The organism is Salmonella sp. NW722 (genome assembly GCF_051702785.1).
Classification (GTDB): domain Bacteria; phylum Pseudomonadota; class Gammaproteobacteria; order Enterobacterales; family Enterobacteriaceae; genus Salmonella; species Salmonella enterica.
Genome location: NZ_JAMMIN010000002.1, coordinates 538,934 through 556,804, shown reverse-complemented (window position 1 = coordinate 556,804; position 17,871 = coordinate 538,934). Strand labels below are relative to the sequence as shown.

Below are 17,871 nucleotides of genomic sequence, written 5' to 3'. Positions count from 1 at the left end.
AGCCCTTATATTGTTTTTATAACATTCACTGACTTGCTATCTGCTATCTCACCGAAAGATAAAACCTCCAGATCCGGAAAACGACCTTCAATCATTTTCTTAATAAATCGACGGACATCGACAGACGTAAGGAGGACAAGATCTTTATGTGCAATCAATAAATCATCCAACTTAAGTGTAATGAGATCCATCAAATTAGCGGAGGCTTCCGGGTCAAGGCTGAGGAAGGTACTGCCAGAGGTCTGACGGATCCCTTTGCGAATAACATCCTCAACTTCAGCAGATACCATTACTGCTCGTAATTCGCCGCCATTGGCGAATTTATGACAAATATAACGCGCCATTGCTCCACGAATATGCTCCACAAGGTTAATGACATCTTTTTCTCTTGGCGCCCACAATGCGAGCGCTTCCATAATTAACTTCATATTACGCACGGAAACACGTTCGCTTAACAAACGCTGCAAAACTTCAGATATACGTTGTACCGTGGCATGTCTGAGCACTTCTTTAAGTAAATCAGGAAATTTCGCTTCCAGTTGGTCCAGCATATGTTTTGTTTCCTGAATACCGAAATATTCATTGACGTTGCGCGCCAGCGTCACCGCCAGACAGTGGTAAAGCTCATCAAGCGCGTTCCGCAACACATAGCCAAGCTCCCGGAGTTTCTCCCCCTCTTCATGCGTTACCCAGAAATACTGACTGCTACCTTGCTGATGGATTGTTGGATTAATACCAAAGGACACGACTTCATCGGAATAATTTACCACTCGCATCAAATCAAAATAGACCGTAAATTGTTCAACACGGATCTCATTAATCAACAATACGATGCTGTTATCGTCCAGGCCCTCGCCATCGCGTAACAATACTTCCGGCAGGCGCACGCCATAATCAATAAAGAACTGACTACGTAGACGCTCCGCAAGTTGAGCTTTTTCCAGATCTTCACGCCGGCTCTTCGGCACAAGTAATATCAACGGTACAGTCTCTGTAGAGACTTTATCGAGATCGCCAATCAGTCCTAACGACGACCCTTCTTTTTCCTCAATACTGAGCGGCTGCTCGCCTTTGCTGGTTTTAGGTTTGGCGGCGCTACGTTTTGCTTCACGGAATTTAAAATAGAAGAGTACGCTTAAAACCACCGATAAAATAACAAAAACCGGCAGCGGGAATCCCGGCAGAATTCCCATTGAAATGGTCAAAATAGCCGTAACAACCAATACAAATGGGTTGTTCAACAGCTGCGTCATGATATTCCGCCCCATATTATCGCTATCGCCATTTACGCGAGTCACGATAAAACCGGCACTAATCGCAATCAACAATGCGGGGATCTGGGCGACAAGACCATCACCAATGGTCAGCATGGTATAAGTAGACAGAGCGGAGGACAAATCCATACCATGGCGGGTCATCCCCACCGAAATACCGCCAATAAAGTTCACAAAGATAATAATGATGCCGGCAATAGCGTCACCTTTGATAAACTTCATCGCACCGTCAAAGGAACCGTAAAGCTGGCTTTCCCTTTCCAGTACACTTCGCCGTTCGCGCGCAGCATCCGCATCAATAATACCGGCCTTCAAATCGGCATCAATACTCATCTGTTTACCGGGCATACCATCCAGAGAAAATCGGGCCGCGACTTCCGCGACGCGTTCTGAACCTTTGGTAATAACGATAAACTGGACCACGGTGACAATAGAGAAGACAACAAAACCCACCGCCAGGCTATCGCCAATAACGAATTGCCCGAACGTGGCGATAATTTCACCGGCATCGGCTTCAATCAAGATAAGACGGCTGGTACTGATCGATAATGCCAGACGAAAGAGCGTGGTAATTAACAGTACCGCAGGAAACGTTGAAAAACTGAGGATTCTGTCAATATAGAACGACCCCATAAACACCAATATCGCCAGTACGATATTCAGTGCGATCAGGAAATCAACCAGATAGGTAGGCAATGGAATGACGAACATAGAAATGATCATCACCATTAGTACCAGAATCAGTAATTCAGGTCGTAAACGAGCACTGTTAAGTAGAGAAAGCAGCACTATAGGTATCCTGTTAATATTAAATTAAGACAGCTTTTCAATAGTACGACGCTGTTCTGCCATTTCATGCTTGTAGGCAATATCGGTCATACTACGTAACGCCATTAACAATTCTTCCTGCCAATATTCTTCATAAAAGAGTGAAGAGGGTATGGCTTTACATACTTGATAAAATATCTGCAAAAAGGATGCATGTTCTTTATGACTAAGCAATAACGCATTCAAACCTATAATATCGGCTAACAGCGAATCCACTTCATGTGGCTGTTGCAATAGCGAAAGCATCAGTAGTAGCCACGACGACTCCTCCGCATTAAACGCTTTGGTAAACGAATACGACAACAATGTACTCACAAACAGTAGATCAGCGGAGCGCAACATTTTGAGTTGCGTCAGGCGTCGTAAAAGCTGACCAAACTCCAGACGCGAACAGCTGGCGTCATTCGCGTCAATATCGGTTAATAGCGAACCCTCGATAAAATCCAGTACCACCAGTCGACGTTGATAGCCATAACTGGCTATCCAGTCAGAGTAAATCTCCACTTCATGTGATTCACTCTGGATAAATTGCCGATAGCTGGCGCGCAATAAGCCTGGTTTTAACGATAATGTTTTCCCAAAAAGCCGGGCCTTCAACGCACAATTAATCCCTGCCTTGAGGGTCTTCGGATCGGTTTGCTCTTCAACGTGCTTAAGTAACGACTCCAGCTTTTTCCGCACGATCTCTTCCAGGTCTTTACGACGAAGCAATTCGCGTAACACAAGGACTAAATCACTGGGGTCAGGAAATAAGCTACGCGCCTGACGTAAAAAATCTTCTAACGCGCCGCCATGTACGCTAATTAGCTTTAATATTTGCTTCGCCTTCGGTAAAGCCTCATCCTCCAGCACGCGTTCAAAACTGTTAGATAAATTACTGGATTTTTTTTCATAATCGCGACGGTTACGAAATTGCGCCAGCGCCGCTGACATTTCGTCCGTCGACTGGACAAATTTTTGTACTTCCGCCCCTGGAGACGAATCCTCTGCGGCCTGTTGTATTTCCGCCTGTTGCGCATCAGTATGCTGGGTCGCATCCTGATGAGATGCCTGCCGGGACAATATTCTGGAAAATGAAATACCAGAGGTTGAGCCAGGAATCATTTAATTACCTCCTGACCTCTATCCAGATAAACACGAACCCATTTCTGTAACTTATCGTCCCCACTCCAGGCACCGCTTTGCTTCAGAATATTGTTTACCGATTCGCTGGCATCCGGCGTTAACGGGTCGACAATTTCTTTTGGTTCAATCATGAACACACGAACAACATTACTTTTATTCTTACTGGAATAACGGAACAGGCTACCAATAAGCGGTAATTTGCCTAAAAACGGAATACTTTGGACAGTATCGGTATTTGCATCCCGTGTATAACCACCGACCAGCAAACTTTTTCCGTGCGGAACTCTTGCAATAGTGCTAATTAACGTTCGCCCGACTTCGGGTAACGCATCTACGGAGGTGGTAGTATCGGATTGCGGCGTCTTATCGTTGCCATCTTCAATGTCCAGCGACATTTCTATCTGACCATCTGCGGAAAAACGGGGCAGCACTCGGATCATTGTTCCGTATGTTACATGCTCAAGCGCCACATTACGTTCCCCAATCAGCTTGGTGTAAAACGTTCTGTTGTTATCAAAAATAGCGGGAACATTTTCCTGAGTCAGTAATACCGGACGCGAAACCACCGTCGCCTGTTTCTTCTCTTCTAACGCATTGACCGCGGCGATGAATCGACTGCCATCGAGGGTACTTATTGAAGACTGGTTTAATGACACGCCAAGTTTGTCCCCAATAGTAATGCTGCCGCTCCATGAAGTGCCCAAACGCTCCAGATCGCTTTTATTAAGATCGACAATCCACAGGGATAATTCTACGTGACGTTTGGCGACATCCAGCGCTTTAACCAGCATTTCGATAAAATGCACCTGCTCAGCCGTTCCCTTTACTAACAAACTGTTGGTATCCGGATAGGCCACGATTTTAATATTGCCCGCCGCGGCATTTTGCTTTAAAGCTTCCTGCAGACTCATGCCACCGGCATAATTTGCTGCTTTACCTTTTTCTCCATTCGCTGAAAACGCTGGCATCGCCGGGGGTTCGCTACTGACAATATTACCTAAAGGTTGCTCTTCTCCCTGCAACAACCTTTCAATGGCCGTGGCAATACCGGGGATAACCATTTTCTGATCGCGCAGATTGTAGGTACGATCGCCCACGAAGGTATTGTTCAGACGCATCACCCCTATTTTCTGGCGTCCCAGCTCAATACCATCGTTTTGCTTGTCCATCATGGTGGCGGCGTTGACCACCATATCAACATAGACGGGTGGCCCTGAAACATAGAATGTTCCTTTACGGTTATCGCCACGTAGCGGGTAATTTTTGTTATATAAACCTGAGCGTTTTAGAAAATTGTTGAACTCATTGAGTGAGACGTTGCGTAAAGAAACCACGGCATTGCGCATTTCACTGGCGTCATAAATATAGATAGCCTGCCCATCGAAATACCAAATCAGCCCCAGTTGTAGGGAAAGCTTCTCCAGTAATGCGTTAGGATCGTGAAACTCAAAGTTGCCCGTAATTTTTTTTCGTGCCGCCATTTTGCTAACAATGACAGGCTCCTTTAGCTGTAGCGCCATGGCATCGAAAAATGTCCGCAGGCTATCGTCTTTCGCAACAAACCCACTTCCCGTTACAGGTATTTTTTCACTAGAATAACCAGGTGCAACCAGAACAAGCGCGGCACATGCCAGCACTCTGGCCAAAAGAATATGTGTCTTCATTTGTCTGCCAATTGAATAATATTTGATAATTTCCGCGGCGAAACGCCGATCAGCTCTTTGATCTCACTAGAAAAATGTGAAGGCGATGAGTAACCATGATTAACGGCTAATTGGGTGATGTTCTCGTGGCCTTCTACACTATTCAGCAGCGATTGCGCCATACGCCAGTTTCGTAATTCACTCTTCGCTTTTCCGCCCAACGCTCTGCTGCACAAACGACGAAAATGGGTATAAGAAACGCCATAGTCTTCTCCCAGCATTCTCATCGTGTTGCCGCTGGTTGACTGAGCGAGTAAATAGCCAACCAACCAGTAACTCTCGCTTTTTCGTAACAGCGCCAGTACCTTATTGAAGGCCGGAGAAGGCGTAATAATTTGCTGCAAAAACCAGTACTCGCAGCGTTTACGATCTTGCCAAATAGCGCGAAACTCAGGACTCAGCAAAACCCATTTATCGGATTCAGCATATGTCGTGTCCACTAATCCTGCACCATCGATAAATGCCAGTAATTTGCTGAGTACTTCAATTTTTAACGGTCGAAAAACCAGGTCTCCTGATACTGGTGCGACAACGGCCTGCTCGCAAAAAAGCAGCGCGCCTTCCTGAATCAGGCAATTTTCATTGTGTCGGCCTTCAGAAAATGACATATGCAGCTTTTGCGCGGAACACGTCTGTATAAACCATGCTTCCGGGCTGCGGATTTTCCGCTTCTCTCCTTCTTTAAGTACTTCCTGCGTATTTAGCATAGTTGTCAGCACCAGTTAAAAATCATTTTAATATGTAAACAATACCGGGAGCGGGTGGCAAAATCCTGATGCAATCATTATGAAACTGATGCCACCCGCTAATTAAATTGGCCCACTTGCACAGCGCTTGATAATTTAAAATAGAAAATCAGCTCATAGTGTATAAATTCTGGCTTATTACTCTGCAGCAGCAAAAATTCAGATATTGTCATCGGGATGGATGAATTAATTATTTATATCAGGAGTTTTTTTTGCTAGCATTCCTGAAACGCATCCGCCCCCTTATAACTATTGTCAGATAACGTTCTGACGGTTGTGTAAAAACATTGCGCCTCATTCTTCTGTAGTTGGAGTTAATATGAAAAAATTTTATAGCTGTCTTCCTGTCTTTTTACTGATCGGCTGTGCCCAGGCGCCCCTCCCTTCCTCCGTGAGCAAACCGGTACAGCAACCTGGCGCTCAGAAAGAGCAATTGGCCAACGCAAATAGTATTGATGAGTGTCAGTCTCTTCCGTATGTGCCGTCAGACCTTGCGAAGAATAAATCATTATCAAACCAGAACGCTGATAATTCCGCATCAAAAAATAGCGCAATCAGCTCAAGCATTTTTTGCGAAAAATATAAACAAACCAAAGAGCAGGCGCTCACCTTCTTCCAGGAACATCCACAATACATGCGTTCGAAAGAAGATGAAGAGCAACTCATGACCGAATTTAAAAAAGTTTTGCTTGAACCCGGAAGTAAGAATTTAAGCATATATCAGACGTTACTTGCTGCCCATGAAAGACTGCAAGCCTTATAAGGCCATATCACCGCTGGCTGAACTCATCATGATATAATTAAGACCATATTTTGCATTGCCACTTAATATCAATATAATTATTATAGCTATGGTCACTTTTACGGTTGGCCATTTGTCTCTTACGTTGCATTTATCAATCTGCTTTTTGATACAGCAGCACCTCGCTGCTGCTTTTTTTATTTGCGATAAAGAACTGCCTCCCAGACTCGGGAAAATAGCCGAAACTTATACTGACAAACTATCGTCTCGTATATCGCGATAAACTGACATCCCCCTCTTGCCCCACATGTTGGCATTCTTACGATACCCCATCCAACGTTCTTTTTACCTGTGACAGCGTATTGACGACCAGGCTAGTATAGCGGCAGAAACGTCCCGATGTCTGGAATGAATGGCAAACAGTCTATAAGGTGATTGAATGGATACGACAGAAGAACTAAACGGAACCTACTTCTACCACGGACAATCGAACCTGTCAGCAGGTGAACTATTTGATGTAATTTTCCTTGAGCAATTTTGTGATGAACCAGGGATTGGCATTGAGTCAGGTGCTGCTATCCTCGCCGGGCAACCGTGGTTAAAAACCAGAACGAAACCGGGAGAGGCAATCAAAGGGACAAGTGTTATCTCCAGGTATGGGAGAATGCTTTTACGAAATGCACGAACTCCTTTTGGTATTAGAATTCCTACACCCGTTGGTATAAGAATGCGAAAAACAAATAATCTTGCCGCAGTCATAGCACGATATGTTCCATGGTTAGGTTGGGTTGGTCTTGTGAATTCAATTTACCAGGTATCAAGGAGAACTCAGGCAAAATACAACCTAATAGCACGCCCTAAAGATCGTATACAATGGACATCCTTTTGATGGACACAATTCAGCAAGAGGTGTTAGCACTCTTCCGTGAAGAGATTCCCGGATATTTAGACAGCAATTGGAAAGAAATCCCTTTAGAACTTGATTCTGATTTATTTGAAGCTCCAGGCGATGACCTGCATGAAGCTTTGGATAAATTTGAAAAAAAATTTAATGTAGATTTATCACAAGTTAAATGGTCGTGTTATTTTCCCTGGGAGAATACTCCACTGCTTACACGATGGTTTAAATTAAAACGGGAAGATGTAGAACGAACTCGTACACCTTTAACAATCAGAATGTTTTCTGAGTCAGCGAAAGCTGGGAAATGGCTTTATGATTAATGAAAAATATTTCGGATTAATCAGGGGTTAATTATTATGAATTTTGTTAATCGATTAAAATTAAAAGTAGTAAATTTCATATGATTTTCAAATTAAAATAGTTTGTTGTATCTACCTTTCGACCACCAGTAACTTTGACGCCATCCGTTTCAAATTGACCATTTTGTTCTGGTGTATATCGCGAGTAGACATTTCTGAACTGCTTGACTATTCACTCTTTTTTAGCCTGCATGTATGGTGGCGACGATGCTGTTACATAGGTACCGGTATATTACCAAATTGATTCTGCCAGATATCCCGCCTCACGTAGAGCATTCATAATTTTATTCGCTAATTCATACTGATATTCATACGAGGTATTCTCCATGAAAAATACTGTTAATTCATATTTATAATACAGCCAACCATCATTCACATTTATCAACTTAGGATTCCAGTCATAATTTCTTTCTATTGTAATCATTGTGTTTTCGTATCTTAAATATAATGAATTCACTTTTATTATGTCTGGAATCCCTTGGGATAAAAAATCAATTAACTCATATTTATCCAGATCAGACTCAACAACGATTGTGAACTCAGCGTTAACTTCTTCCATTATGGAACCTCAATATATGGGCCTCTATTAAACGGTGATGATCCTTTCATTACCGATATCTGTATTTTTGTTACATCATCCGGATGAAAGTGTAGGATATACATCCTCCCGTATGCCACCTTCATCACCAGGGCCTAATGCACGCCGTTGGGCCTTTGTTGATTTTTAACCATCTGATCTTACTCAGCAATAGTGGACACGCAACTAAGTGAGTAAACGCTCAAGCAAGAGGTGACTCACATGACAAAACCAGCATCAACCACCAAAAAGCTACGCAAGTAGCACACGCCTGAATTTCGTCAGGAAGCCCTGAAACTGGCGGAACGCATTGGGGTGGCCGCTGCCACCAGCGAGCTTAACCTGTATGAATCATAGCTCTACAGCTGGCGAAGCAAACAGCAAACTCAGCTCTCTTCTTCTGAACGTGAGCAGAAGATGTCCGCCGCTTAGGGTTGTGTCCCTATTACGCGGGTAGGATCAATCAAGCAGTTACGGCAAAAAAGAGAATCATGAATATATTTAGCAAACTCCCTGATGATACGTAATCAGTGAGATTAAAGTAATGCAATCGCGATAAACCGAAGTTAATCCCCTGTTTAAAGACAGTGAACGACCTTCTTGCCATGTCTGGACTATATTAGCCTCACATGTACGCCTTGAAAGCGTACAAATATGTATTATAATTGTACATATTGTTCATAAACAGGAGGATGAAAACCATGCCTCAGATAGCTATAGAATCTAACGAAAGACTGTCGTTACGTGTATCGACGGATGCCAAAAAGTTGATAGTCCGCGCTGCGGCAATCCAGCAAACCAACCTGACGGATTTTGTGGTCAGTAACGTACTACCTGTCGCACAGAAGATTGTTGATGCCGCCGAACGGGTATATCTGACGGAGCGTGATACTCAAATGATCATGGAAATTTTAGATAACCCGCCAGCGCCGAATGAAAAGCTTCTTGCTGCTGCTTTCGCCCTGCCGGACATGAAGAAATGATGTTTACAGACTGGCATGAGGCCGCGATAGGGAAAACCCACAATCGAATGAATTTTGATTGTGGGGATGCCGATCTGAACCAATTCCTGCAACGCCATGCACGACAAAATCATGAGAAAGGGACAACGAAAACCTATGTTGCGCTTGATAATTCGGATGTTACACGTATCCATGGCTTTTACTCAGTCAGTCCTGCATCACTGATATATGCACAGGTTCCCGGCGCAATAAGCAAAGGATTAGGGAGACACGATGTGCCAGTGTTTCGTCTGGGTCGTTTAGCCGTAGACAAATCTATGCAGGGGCAAGGGCTGGGAGCACAACTTTTGTTATCTGCCGGAAAGCGTTGCATACAGGCGGCTTTGCAGGTCGGTGGCGTAGCCCTGCTTATTGATGCCAAAAATAAACAGGTCTGCGACTGGTACAAAGGATTTGGCGCAGTACCATTAAACGATCAACCCCTTTCCTTGTTGCTGTCGTTTAAAACGCTTTATGCTGCTTTATCTGCATCTGGTAGGTTATGACAACATGAGGCTTTGTTGAATAATTCAGAATCGGCCAACGATAAGAATACAGGACTCCCACCGGAGCACTCGTTATACGAGCCTGACGCTGGTCGACATTGCCAACAACGTCATCCTGTTCAGCGTTTTGGCCATCGCCATCGCTTCACCCACCTGCGCACCATAGTTCCGCAGGCTCAGATGGCCGCCCAGCAAGGTTTTGATACGGAACATGACCGTTTCCGCTACTGAACGACGGTGATAGCCCACTTTCTTTTCCAGACCTCATTGCTGCCGCTCCGATGTTGATTTGCCACCGCGTGGTTACGCTCATGGTACTTGCCCGGCCAGTATCGCGCACCGCTTCGTGGCGGGATTAGCGGCCTGATTTTTTTCCTCAACAACACATCATAGCAATAGCGCGTGTCATAAGCGCCGTCAGCCGAGGCTTCCCTGATTTTACGGTGAGTCTGGCTAATCAACCCCGGCAGTGCCTGCGCATCTGTCGAGCCTCTGAGCGGGAAAGTATGCCTTTGCAATTAATCAGTAAAGTGTTGCGCGAGAAATAGTGCATCTTTCAAGCACATCGTCTACTTTAATTAACCGATTCATAAAATATATATTATCTGTTGATTTCTAGCTTGTAGGTTATTTTAATAACTGTATATTTTAAAGAATAAAAATTAATATCACCCTACTTCTTTGTTATAATACCAGCCTCCAAAATTGTGCTATAGGAACATCATGGAATTAATTCGTTATGCTGACATCAACAGCGATCTCTATCGCCACATTTGGGTCGTTGGTGATATTCATGGATGTTACTCCTTATTGTTAACCAGACTGGCTCAATTAAATTTCTCTCCTGATACCGATCTCTTGATCTCCACTGGAGATAACATTGATCGAGGAAAAGAAAACCTTGAAACACTGAGACTGTTAAATACCTCATGGTTTATTTCTGTAGTGGGTAATCATGAAGCTATGGCGCTTGACGCTTTTGAAACACAGGATGGCAATTTCTGGTATGTAAACGGTGGTTACTGGTACGACTCGGTCACCGAAAAAGACAGGCAAGAAGCCACTGAGCTATTACTAACTTTTAAGCAGCGTCCTCACATCATAGAGGTTGAAACGTCCTCAAAGAAGTACGTGATTGCCCATGCCGATTATCCAGATGACAGCTACGATTATGGGAAGCAAGTTGATATTGATAGCGTTCTATGGTCACGCGATCGTCTGCTTGGTTCGTTACAGGGGAATATCCATCCAATACGCGGTGCGGATACTTTTATCTTCGGCCATATGATTGTTGACTACACAACAACATTCGCCAATCAAATCTACATTGACACAGGTTCTTTCTGTTCAGGCAATCTGTCTTTTTTTAAAATAAAGTAATCTGGAAATAGAATTATATAATATCAACCCTCCCTGCATTATGGGCAATGATATAGCCTTCAATAAGTACCATTGCCCATTCGTAATAGCGTCTAAATTTCGCGTTTTTCTGCCCATTTCAGCATTAAGATCGCAGGCCAAAAAAACGAAGCCGTAATCCGACGCAGGTAGTTACTCGAGCGCCTGAGACGAGTAAAGATCGCACATCTCAAGATACCTATCGGAAGAAAGCGCAATAACCGTGGTGGCGAAATGGATCGGCTTGCCTTCATGCAACACAATCTTAATACCGGCGGCGGCCGGGATGAAGTTAATGCTCTGTGAATGCCAGGTGTTTTCGGCGATATTTGTCCAGGCCGCGAATTTGCCATTACAGAAGCGAATACCTTCACGACTGATGGTGACTGCCGGCTTTGCCGCGCTTAAAAATGAGCGAGCCAGGCGCACAATAAATAACAGACTGCCGCAACAAATAAGTCCCATAAAGACGGCACCGCCAGTTTTGGGCTCCTCGGGATCGGTGGCCATATTCACCGCCAGCGCAATAAAAACTCCCATCATACAAATCCAGAACACAATACCAACCAACGTTTTAGATCTGGAATAATAGATATTGAACTCCACAGGCATGTTTTGCTGGCTGGTTTTTGATACGTACAGTTCCATTGATTCATCCTTGTATAAAAATGTCGTCAGGCGGGTAAACGCTGGGAAAGAAAGTTGAGCAGCAGCGGCTCATTGACGATAGTGGAGCGGTCGATTTTGCAGATCCGGCCCGTAGCGGTGCTAATCATCAGATAGCTCATTGAACTGCCAGCCCCCTCCTCGCGCTGGGTGCGAATACTGGCGATCTGCGCATACGGCACCGCCCGGTTTTTGTGTTCAAGCCGATCCGCCAGCGCGGTCACTTTGCCGAATTTAAGACGTCCATCGGCGGCGAGGCGCGCCCCCAGCGCAGAACCGTGTCGCCGGACAAGTTCAGCAGCCAGTCGGTCGTAAATTCCGTTGCCATCGTTCCAGAAATCAAGGTAGATGACGTACTTCTTGCCGCCACTGTGGCGCAAGATGAGTTTGTCGGATTGGTGGAGCAGACGCATTGATTCAAGCGCATCGTAATGGATAACCCGATGCCCGGCCTGCAACGCGGTTTCGGTTAACGTCATCCTGCGCGGCGTAAACAGAAACAGAACTGTGACGCTGAATTTCCAGATGATAAACAACAGGCCCACCAGTAGCGATATACCGGAAAGCCGATAATTCACGGTGGCTGTTGCTATGCTGAGAATAAAAAAACCGATCCCGATAGCAAACCATTTCAGCTCCGAAAGCGAAAGATGCCGGGTGTATTGACGACTTTCCATGATGGTATGGTATCCCTGATTTTACTGTCGGCGTATTACGTCAGGTTGAGTAAGGAAGCTATATCCGTTATGTTTTAGGTTATATACACTTCATCCTTCAGGCTGCCGGAGCAACTATTGTACGCTCCCGGAGATTAATGAGAGACATCCTGCCTCTCACCGAAGACCAACCACGAGCCTATACACCATTCGGTGTAAATGCCTTTCTCGGAAGTGAACGTCCAGGCGGCTACCGAACCCGAGCGTGATAATAAAGCGACTCGTTGTCATGAGCCAGTCCCTTAGCGACATTGTCCATTTTCGGATGTCGGCCTGAATTGCCAGTCACACGACCTTTTTCACTGACTCGTCCGTCGGAAACACCGTACGCTTTTTAATAGCATGTTGATTATCTATGCCGGAAATGCGGGTCTGGTTTTTCTTCAGCAGACGATCGAACGGGCTGAGATCTTCAGGTATTTTGAGATTTTGGCCAGTGCATTAGCCAGAGCCTGCAACTGTTTTTCGTCCATAAAGCAACCAGCTTTTGATGTTGAATCGAACATATCAAAATCAGGCAATTACACAATTTTAATTACAGTCTCATTTTGAGTTTGGAAGCATCCGTTTCCCTCTTAATTTTATTGGGATTTCTCTTTGTTGCGAGCATGGTCTGAACTAATTGCCTGGCACCTTGCCTTGTTTCGTCAATATTTGGAAAATCGAACACATTTCCAACTTTTACTTTCAAGACAGAACTTGGCTTCCTACCCTCACTGACATTACGATCTGACGAGGCTACTCTTCGCTGGATTACGTAGGTTTTTTTCGTCAAACTGGCTTTTACCCCGAAACCAGCAGGAGCTTCTCTGTGGTCATCGAAAACAGTGTAGAGTTTTTGAGCTGGGTTAGCTTCGAAAACGATTTTTCCAGAGCGACTGAGTGCAGGCTTAACATTGATACTTAACTTGTTGATAATGAAAGGCTGGCTGAGAGTTGTTTTCAAAGTATCACCCCTGTTGTAGTCCAGGAATGATGAGAATGTAACCTGTCACATTTTAGGCTACAGGTGAGCTACAAATTTATGGGTTTATGTGAGTTTATAAGGGTTTTACCTGGGGCCACATGAGCACTTGAAAGAATAAAAAAACGAGTAAAATCAATATGAATGAGTCATTTGATAAGGACTTCTCCAACCACACCCCGATGATGCAGCAGTATCTCAAGCTGAAAGCCCAGCATCCGGAGATCCTGCTCTTTTATCGTATGGGAGACTTTTACGAGCTGTTTTATGACGACGCAAAGCGTGCGTCGCAGTTGCTCGATATTTCGCTGACCAAACGCGGCGCATCGGCTGGCGAACCTATCCCTATGGCGGGTATCCCGCACCACGCCGTAGAAAACTACCTCGCGAAACTGGTCAATCAGGGCGAATCCGTCGCTATTTGCGAACAGATTGGCGATCCGGCCACCAGCAAAGGTCCCGTTGAACGTAAGGTCGTGCGTATCGTTACGCCTGGCACCATCAGCGATGAAGCCCTGTTACAGGAGCGTCAGGATAACCTGCTGGCGGCTATCTGGCAGGATGGTAAAGGCTACGGTTACGCCACGCTGGATATCAGCTCCGGGCGCTTTCGTCTGAGCGAACCCGCCGACCGTGAAACGATGGCCGCAGAGCTGCAGCGCACCAATCCCGCCGAACTGTTGTATGCCGAAGATTTTGCTGAAATGGCGTTAATAGAGGGACGCCGGGGTCTGCGCCGTCGCCCGTTGTGGGAGTTTGAGATTGATACCGCCCGCCAGCAGTTAAATCTGCAATTCGGTACGCGGGATCTGGTCGGTTTCGGCGTCGAAAATGCCTCGCGTGGATTATGTGCGGCAGGCTGCCTGTTACAGTACGTAAAAGATACCCAGCGCACCTCCCTGCCGCATATTCGTTCCATTACGATGGAACGCCAGCAGGACAGCATCATTATGGATGCCGCAACCCGCCGCAATCTGGAAATTACCCAGAACCTGGCCGGTGGTGTCGAAAATACCCTCGCCGCGGTGCTTGACTGTACCGTGACGCCAATGGGTAGCCGAATGCTTAAACGCTGGCTGCATATGCCGGTACGAAATACCGACATATTACGTGAACGCCAGCAGACCATCGGCGCCTTGCAGGACACCGTCAGCGAACTGCAACCGGTGCTGCGTCAGGTCGGCGATCTGGAGCGTATCCTTGCGCGTCTGGCGCTGCGCACCGCGCGTCCGCGCGATCTCGCCCGAATGCGTCACGCCTTCCAGCAGTTGCCGGAATTGCACGCTCAGCTTGAAACCGTTGACAGCGCGCCGGTACAGGCGTTGCGTAAAAAAATGGGCGATTTCGCCGAGCTGCGCGACCTCCTGGAACGCGCCATTATTGACGCGCCGCCGGTACTGGTCCGCGACGGCGGCGTTATTGCGCCCGGCTACCATGAAGAGCTGGATGAATGGCGCGCGCTGGCGGACGGTGCCACCGATTATCTCGATCGTCTGGAAATTCGCGAACGCGAGCGTACCGGGCTGGATACGCTGAAAGTCGGCTATAACGCGGTACATGGTTATTACATTCAGATTAGCCGTGGTCAAAGCCATCTGGCGCCCATCAATTATGTGCGTCGCCAGACGCTGAAAAATGCCGAACGCTACATTATTCCTGAGCTTAAAGAGTACGAAGATAAAGTTCTGACCTCGAAAGGCAAAGCGCTGGCGCTGGAAAAACAGCTATATGACGAATTGTTTGATCTGCTGTTGCCGCATCTGGCCGATTTACAGCAGAGCGCCAACGCGCTGGCGGAGCTGGATGTGCTGGTTAACCTGGCCGAACGCGCCTGGACGCTGAATTACACCTGCCCGACATTTACCGATAAACCAGGTATCCGTATTACCGAAGGTCGCCACCCGGTGGTTGAACAGGTACTGAATGAGCCGTTTATCGCTAACCCGCTCAACCTGTCGCCGCAGCGCCGGATGTTGATCATTACCGGCCCCAATATGGGCGGTAAAAGTACCTATATGCGGCAAACGGCATTGATCGCCCTGCTGGCCTATATCGGCAGTTACGTTCCGGCGCAAAACGTGGAAATCGGCCCCATCGACCGTATTTTTACCCGCGTCGGCGCAGCGGACGACCTGGCCTCCGGGCGTTCGACCTTTATGGTGGAGATGACCGAAACCGCGAACATTCTGCATAATGCCACGGAAAACAGTCTGGTATTGATGGATGAAATCGGGCGCGGTACCTCCACGTATGACGGGCTGTCGTTGGCCTGGGCCTGCGCGGAGAATCTCGCGAATAAGATTAAAGCGTTAACGCTGTTCGCTACCCACTACTTCGAGCTGACCCAATTACCGGAGAAAATGGAAGGCGTGGCGAACGTCCACCTGGATGCGCTGGAACACGGCGATACTATCGCGTTTATGCACAGCGTGCAGGACGGCGCGGCAAGTAAGAGCTATGGCCTGGCGGTCGCGGCGCTTGCGGGCGTCCCTAAAGAAGTCATCAAACGCGCGCGCCAAAAACTCCGCGAGCTGGAAAGCATCTCGCCCAATGCGGCGGCAACGCAGGTGGACGGCACGCAAATGTCGTTGCTTGCGGCCCCGGAGGAGACATCGCCTGCCGTTGAAGCGCTGGAGAATCTCGATCCGGACTCCCTGACGCCACGCCAGGCGCTGGAGTGGATCTATCGGCTGAAAAGTCTGGTGTAAACGTGTCGGGCCCGATAGCGGCGCGTTATCGGGCCCACGCGCCGGAACAGGCTTTTCAGACTGTGACTGTCGTTTCGTGTAAATGACGCCAGACTATCCGTCCTCTTTCCCTTTTTAAAATAACCGTCGACCAGCGTACCGTCTCGGCCTGGCCCGGCAGTTGCTGGCGCTCACGATAACGCAGCGCGGCACCTTCCGGCCACTCCGCCACAAAGTCAATGTGCTCAACCACGATAACCAGCCCCGGGCGACACGCGCGCTGCGCCTGGAAAAAAGCGCCCAGCGCCGGATAATCCAGACAAATACCTCCTGGCGTTATCATCGTAAAATCAACAGCAAAACGCGCTATCAACGCCTCCAGGCTACCCACCCCCTTACTAAGCCAGTTCTCAATCGCCGCATGGGCGTGAATAATTTCTTCTTTATATGGATTCATGATCTTTCCTTTTTCAGGCACAGAAGCGCCTGTCTATTGTTTAGACAGACAGCGTAAATAAGGGGCAGCAGGGTGATACCGGCGGCGGCAATAAAGGTCCAGCGATAAGCAACCTCAAGCGACATAACGCGCTGGAGCGCGTTTAACAGCAGCGTCAACAGCGTCGCGCCAAGGAAAAAGCTGAGCTGACGATTAAGATTCCATAGCGCGCTGGCGTCAGGCATGTCCCGGCGAGCAATAGTCAGGAAAGCGCCACTCTGCGCGGTACTGCTGCACAAACTGCCGCCAGCGCCCATTAAGGCGAATATCATCATCAGTACACGGTGCGATGTCGCAGGCGTAACGTTAGTTAAAAGCAGTATCCCTGCGGCCTGAAGAAGACAGCCGACGATAATCAGCGGACGCGGCCCAAGCCGATTGAAGTAACGTCCGGTAAACATAATGGCGACAAATGAAGCGATCGACCAGGGGAGCATCAGCGCCCCCGCCGCCGCAGGCGATAGCTGCGCGACGTTCTGTAGATAAAACATCCCGACCACGCTGATACCAATGAACATACCCGGTACGCACAGATAGACGATCATGGCAAAACGCAGCAGCCTGTCCGTCAACAACGGCAGATGGAGCAATCTTGCTGACGCCATTGTCGTCGACGCGGCGTTCAGCCAACAATAAGCGAGCAATAAAGTGAGAACGGCCACCGGCAGCGTGGCAAAGAATATCCAGCGCCAGCCGCACGTTTCCACCAGCAGCCCACCAATCGCAGGCGAACATGCCGGCGCCAGTAGCGCCACCATCATGACAACCGATGACACGCCAGCGCGTTCATGCGGTTTAAACTGTTGCCAGGTTAACGCCTGACCAACCGGGATCAATAAGCCACCGCCCGCCCCCTGCACAATACGCCAGAAAACAAGGCTGTGTAAGGAATCGGCAAAACCTGCGGCAGCGGCGGCAACGCTAAACAGAATGAGCGAAAATATGATCAGCCGTCGTGCGCCGAGATAACGCGAAAGAAACGCGCTAAACGGAACGATCAGCGTTAATCCTGCGATATAACCGTTACTCACCCATGCCAGCGCCGATATGGACGTATGCAGATCCACGGACATCGCAGGAAAAGCCACGCTGGCAATAAACAGATTAATCAGATCAAGAAAGAAGCCGAGCAGGTAAACCACTGCCACTTTACTGCGATACGTCATTATGCATCCTCCGTCA

The 17,871-nt window shown here is 47.3% G+C and carries 16 protein-coding genes and 4 pseudogenes; 8 read left to right on the top strand and 12 right to left on the bottom strand.

Translation table 11 applies throughout. The features are described 5' to 3' along the window. Positions 1–5: 5 nt before the first annotated feature. Genes invA through invF form a run of 4 tightly spaced genes read right to left on the bottom strand, consistent with a single transcriptional unit; the run spans position 6 to position 5,538 of the window. Positions 6–2,063 (bottom strand): type III secretion system export apparatus protein InvA, encoded by a 2,058-nt coding sequence (gene invA / locus NA330_RS06985; protein WP_023241756.1) that lies wholly within the window; start codon positions 2,061–2,063, stop codon positions 6–8. Positions 2,064–2,087: 24 nt separating this feature from the next. After that, complete coding sequence (gene invE, locus NA330_RS06980) at positions 2,088–3,206, bottom strand: type III secretion system gatekeeper InvE (RefSeq protein WP_000612166.1); 1,119 nt, start codon at positions 3,204–3,206, stop codon at positions 2,088–2,090. Continuing rightward, positions 3,203–4,891 (bottom strand): type III secretion system outer membrane ring protein InvG, encoded by a 1,689-nt coding sequence (invG, locus tag NA330_RS06975; RefSeq protein WP_000848102.1) that lies wholly within the window; start codon positions 4,889–4,891, stop codon positions 3,203–3,205. The genes invE and invG overlap by 4 nt, the downstream gene beginning before the upstream one ends. Continuing rightward, a complete protein-coding gene (gene invF / locus NA330_RS06970; protein ID WP_001728903.1) occupies positions 4,888–5,538 on the bottom strand; it encodes a type III secretion system transcriptional activator InvF in 651 nt (216 codons plus the stop codon). The genes invG and invF overlap by 4 nt, the downstream gene beginning before the upstream one ends. A gap of 457 nt (positions 5,539–5,995) precedes the next feature. On the opposite strand from invF, the gene invH reads away from it, so the two are divergent. From invH to NA330_RS06955, 3 genes are all read left to right on the top strand, one after another. Then, positions 5,996–6,439 (top strand): SPI-1 type III secretion system invasion lipoprotein InvH, encoded by a 444-nt coding sequence (invH, locus tag NA330_RS06965; RefSeq protein WP_023241755.1) that lies wholly within the window; start codon positions 5,996–5,998, stop codon positions 6,437–6,439. Positions 6,440–6,857: 418 nt separating this feature from the next. After that, the gene (locus tag NA330_RS06960; RefSeq protein ID WP_000381616.1) at positions 6,858–7,307 is read left to right on the top strand and encodes an STM2901 family protein; all 450 of its coding nucleotides are present in this window, start codon (positions 6,858–6,860) and stop codon (positions 7,305–7,307) included. Then, a complete protein-coding gene (locus NA330_RS06955) occupies positions 7,292–7,639 on the top strand; it encodes a DUF1493 family protein (RefSeq protein WP_001555786.1) in 348 nt (115 codons plus the stop codon). Before NA330_RS06960 ends, NA330_RS06955 begins: the two co-directional genes overlap by 16 nt. 271 nt (positions 7,640–7,910) lie before the next feature. On the opposite strand, the gene NA330_RS06950 is transcribed toward NA330_RS06955, so the two are convergent. Beyond that, the gene (locus NA330_RS06950) at positions 7,911–8,237 is read right to left on the bottom strand and encodes a hypothetical protein (RefSeq protein ID WP_000393297.1); all 327 of its coding nucleotides are present in this window, start codon (positions 8,235–8,237) and stop codon (positions 7,911–7,913) included. A gap of 240 nt (positions 8,238–8,477) precedes the next feature. Here NA330_RS06950 and NA330_RS06945 point away from each other — a divergent pair. The 3 genes and pseudogenes from NA330_RS06945 to NA330_RS06935 form a co-directional block, all read left to right on the top strand. After that, a pseudogene (locus NA330_RS06945) lies at positions 8,478–8,678 on the top strand (IS3 family transposase); the annotation flags it as partial. Positions 8,679–8,947: 269 nt separating this feature from the next. After that, positions 8,948–9,238, top strand: coding sequence for a DUF1778 domain-containing protein (locus NA330_RS06940; RefSeq protein WP_000855694.1), 291 nt, complete (start codon positions 8,948–8,950; stop codon positions 9,236–9,238). Beyond that, positions 9,235–9,762 (top strand): GNAT family N-acetyltransferase, encoded by a 528-nt coding sequence (locus tag NA330_RS06935; RefSeq protein WP_000971653.1) that lies wholly within the window; start codon positions 9,235–9,237, stop codon positions 9,760–9,762. Before NA330_RS06940 ends, NA330_RS06935 begins: the two co-directional genes overlap by 4 nt. Positions 9,763–9,834: 72 nt before the next feature. Here NA330_RS06935 and NA330_RS06930 read toward each other — a convergent pair. Then, positions 9,835–10,259 (bottom strand): annotated as a pseudogene (locus NA330_RS06930) (transposase); the annotation flags it as partial. A gap of 226 nt (positions 10,260–10,485) precedes the next feature. Here NA330_RS06930 and pphB point away from each other — a divergent pair. Next, positions 10,486–11,142, top strand: coding sequence for a protein-serine/threonine phosphatase (gene pphB / locus NA330_RS06925; protein ID WP_023181885.1), 657 nt, complete (start codon positions 10,486–10,488; stop codon positions 11,140–11,142). 171 nt (positions 11,143–11,313) lie between these two features. Here the strand turns inward: pphB and NA330_RS06920 are convergent, their stop codons facing one another. The 4 genes and pseudogenes from NA330_RS06920 to NA330_RS06905 all read right to left on the bottom strand — a co-directional run. Beyond that, a complete protein-coding gene (locus tag NA330_RS06920; RefSeq protein ID WP_020899151.1) occupies positions 11,314–11,808 on the bottom strand; it encodes a hypothetical protein in 495 nt (164 codons plus the stop codon). Positions 11,809–11,834: 26 nt separating this feature from the next. Continuing rightward, the gene (locus NA330_RS06915; protein WP_000445914.1) at positions 11,835–12,503 is read right to left on the bottom strand and encodes a hypothetical protein; all 669 of its coding nucleotides are present in this window, start codon (positions 12,501–12,503) and stop codon (positions 11,835–11,837) included. Positions 12,504–12,659: 156 nt separating this feature from the next. Continuing rightward, a pseudogene (locus NA330_RS06910) lies at positions 12,660–12,890 on the bottom strand (hypothetical protein); the annotation flags it as partial. Between the two features lie 199 nt (positions 12,891–13,089). Beyond that, positions 13,090–13,488, bottom strand: a pseudogene (locus tag NA330_RS06905) (cytoplasmic protein); the annotation flags it as partial. A gap of 158 nt (positions 13,489–13,646) precedes the next feature. On the opposite strand from NA330_RS06905, the gene mutS reads away from it, so the two are divergent. Next, positions 13,647–16,214, top strand: a complete 2,568-nt coding sequence (gene mutS / locus NA330_RS06900) for a DNA mismatch repair protein MutS (protein WP_001005807.1) — start codon at positions 13,647–13,649, stop codon at positions 16,212–16,214. Between the two features lie 55 nt (positions 16,215–16,269). On the opposite strand, the gene NA330_RS06895 is transcribed toward mutS, so the two are convergent. Both NA330_RS06895 and NA330_RS06890 read right to left on the bottom strand, forming a co-directional pair. After that, entirely contained in the window at positions 16,270–16,650 is a 381-nt protein-coding gene (locus tag NA330_RS06895; protein WP_023214371.1) for a DUF4440 domain-containing protein, read from the bottom strand. Further along, positions 16,647–17,855, bottom strand: coding sequence for an MFS transporter (locus tag NA330_RS06890; protein WP_023241753.1), 1,209 nt, complete (start codon positions 17,853–17,855; stop codon positions 16,647–16,649). Before NA330_RS06890 ends, NA330_RS06895 begins: the two co-directional genes overlap by 4 nt. Between the last annotated feature and the right edge of the window lie 16 nt (positions 17,856–17,871).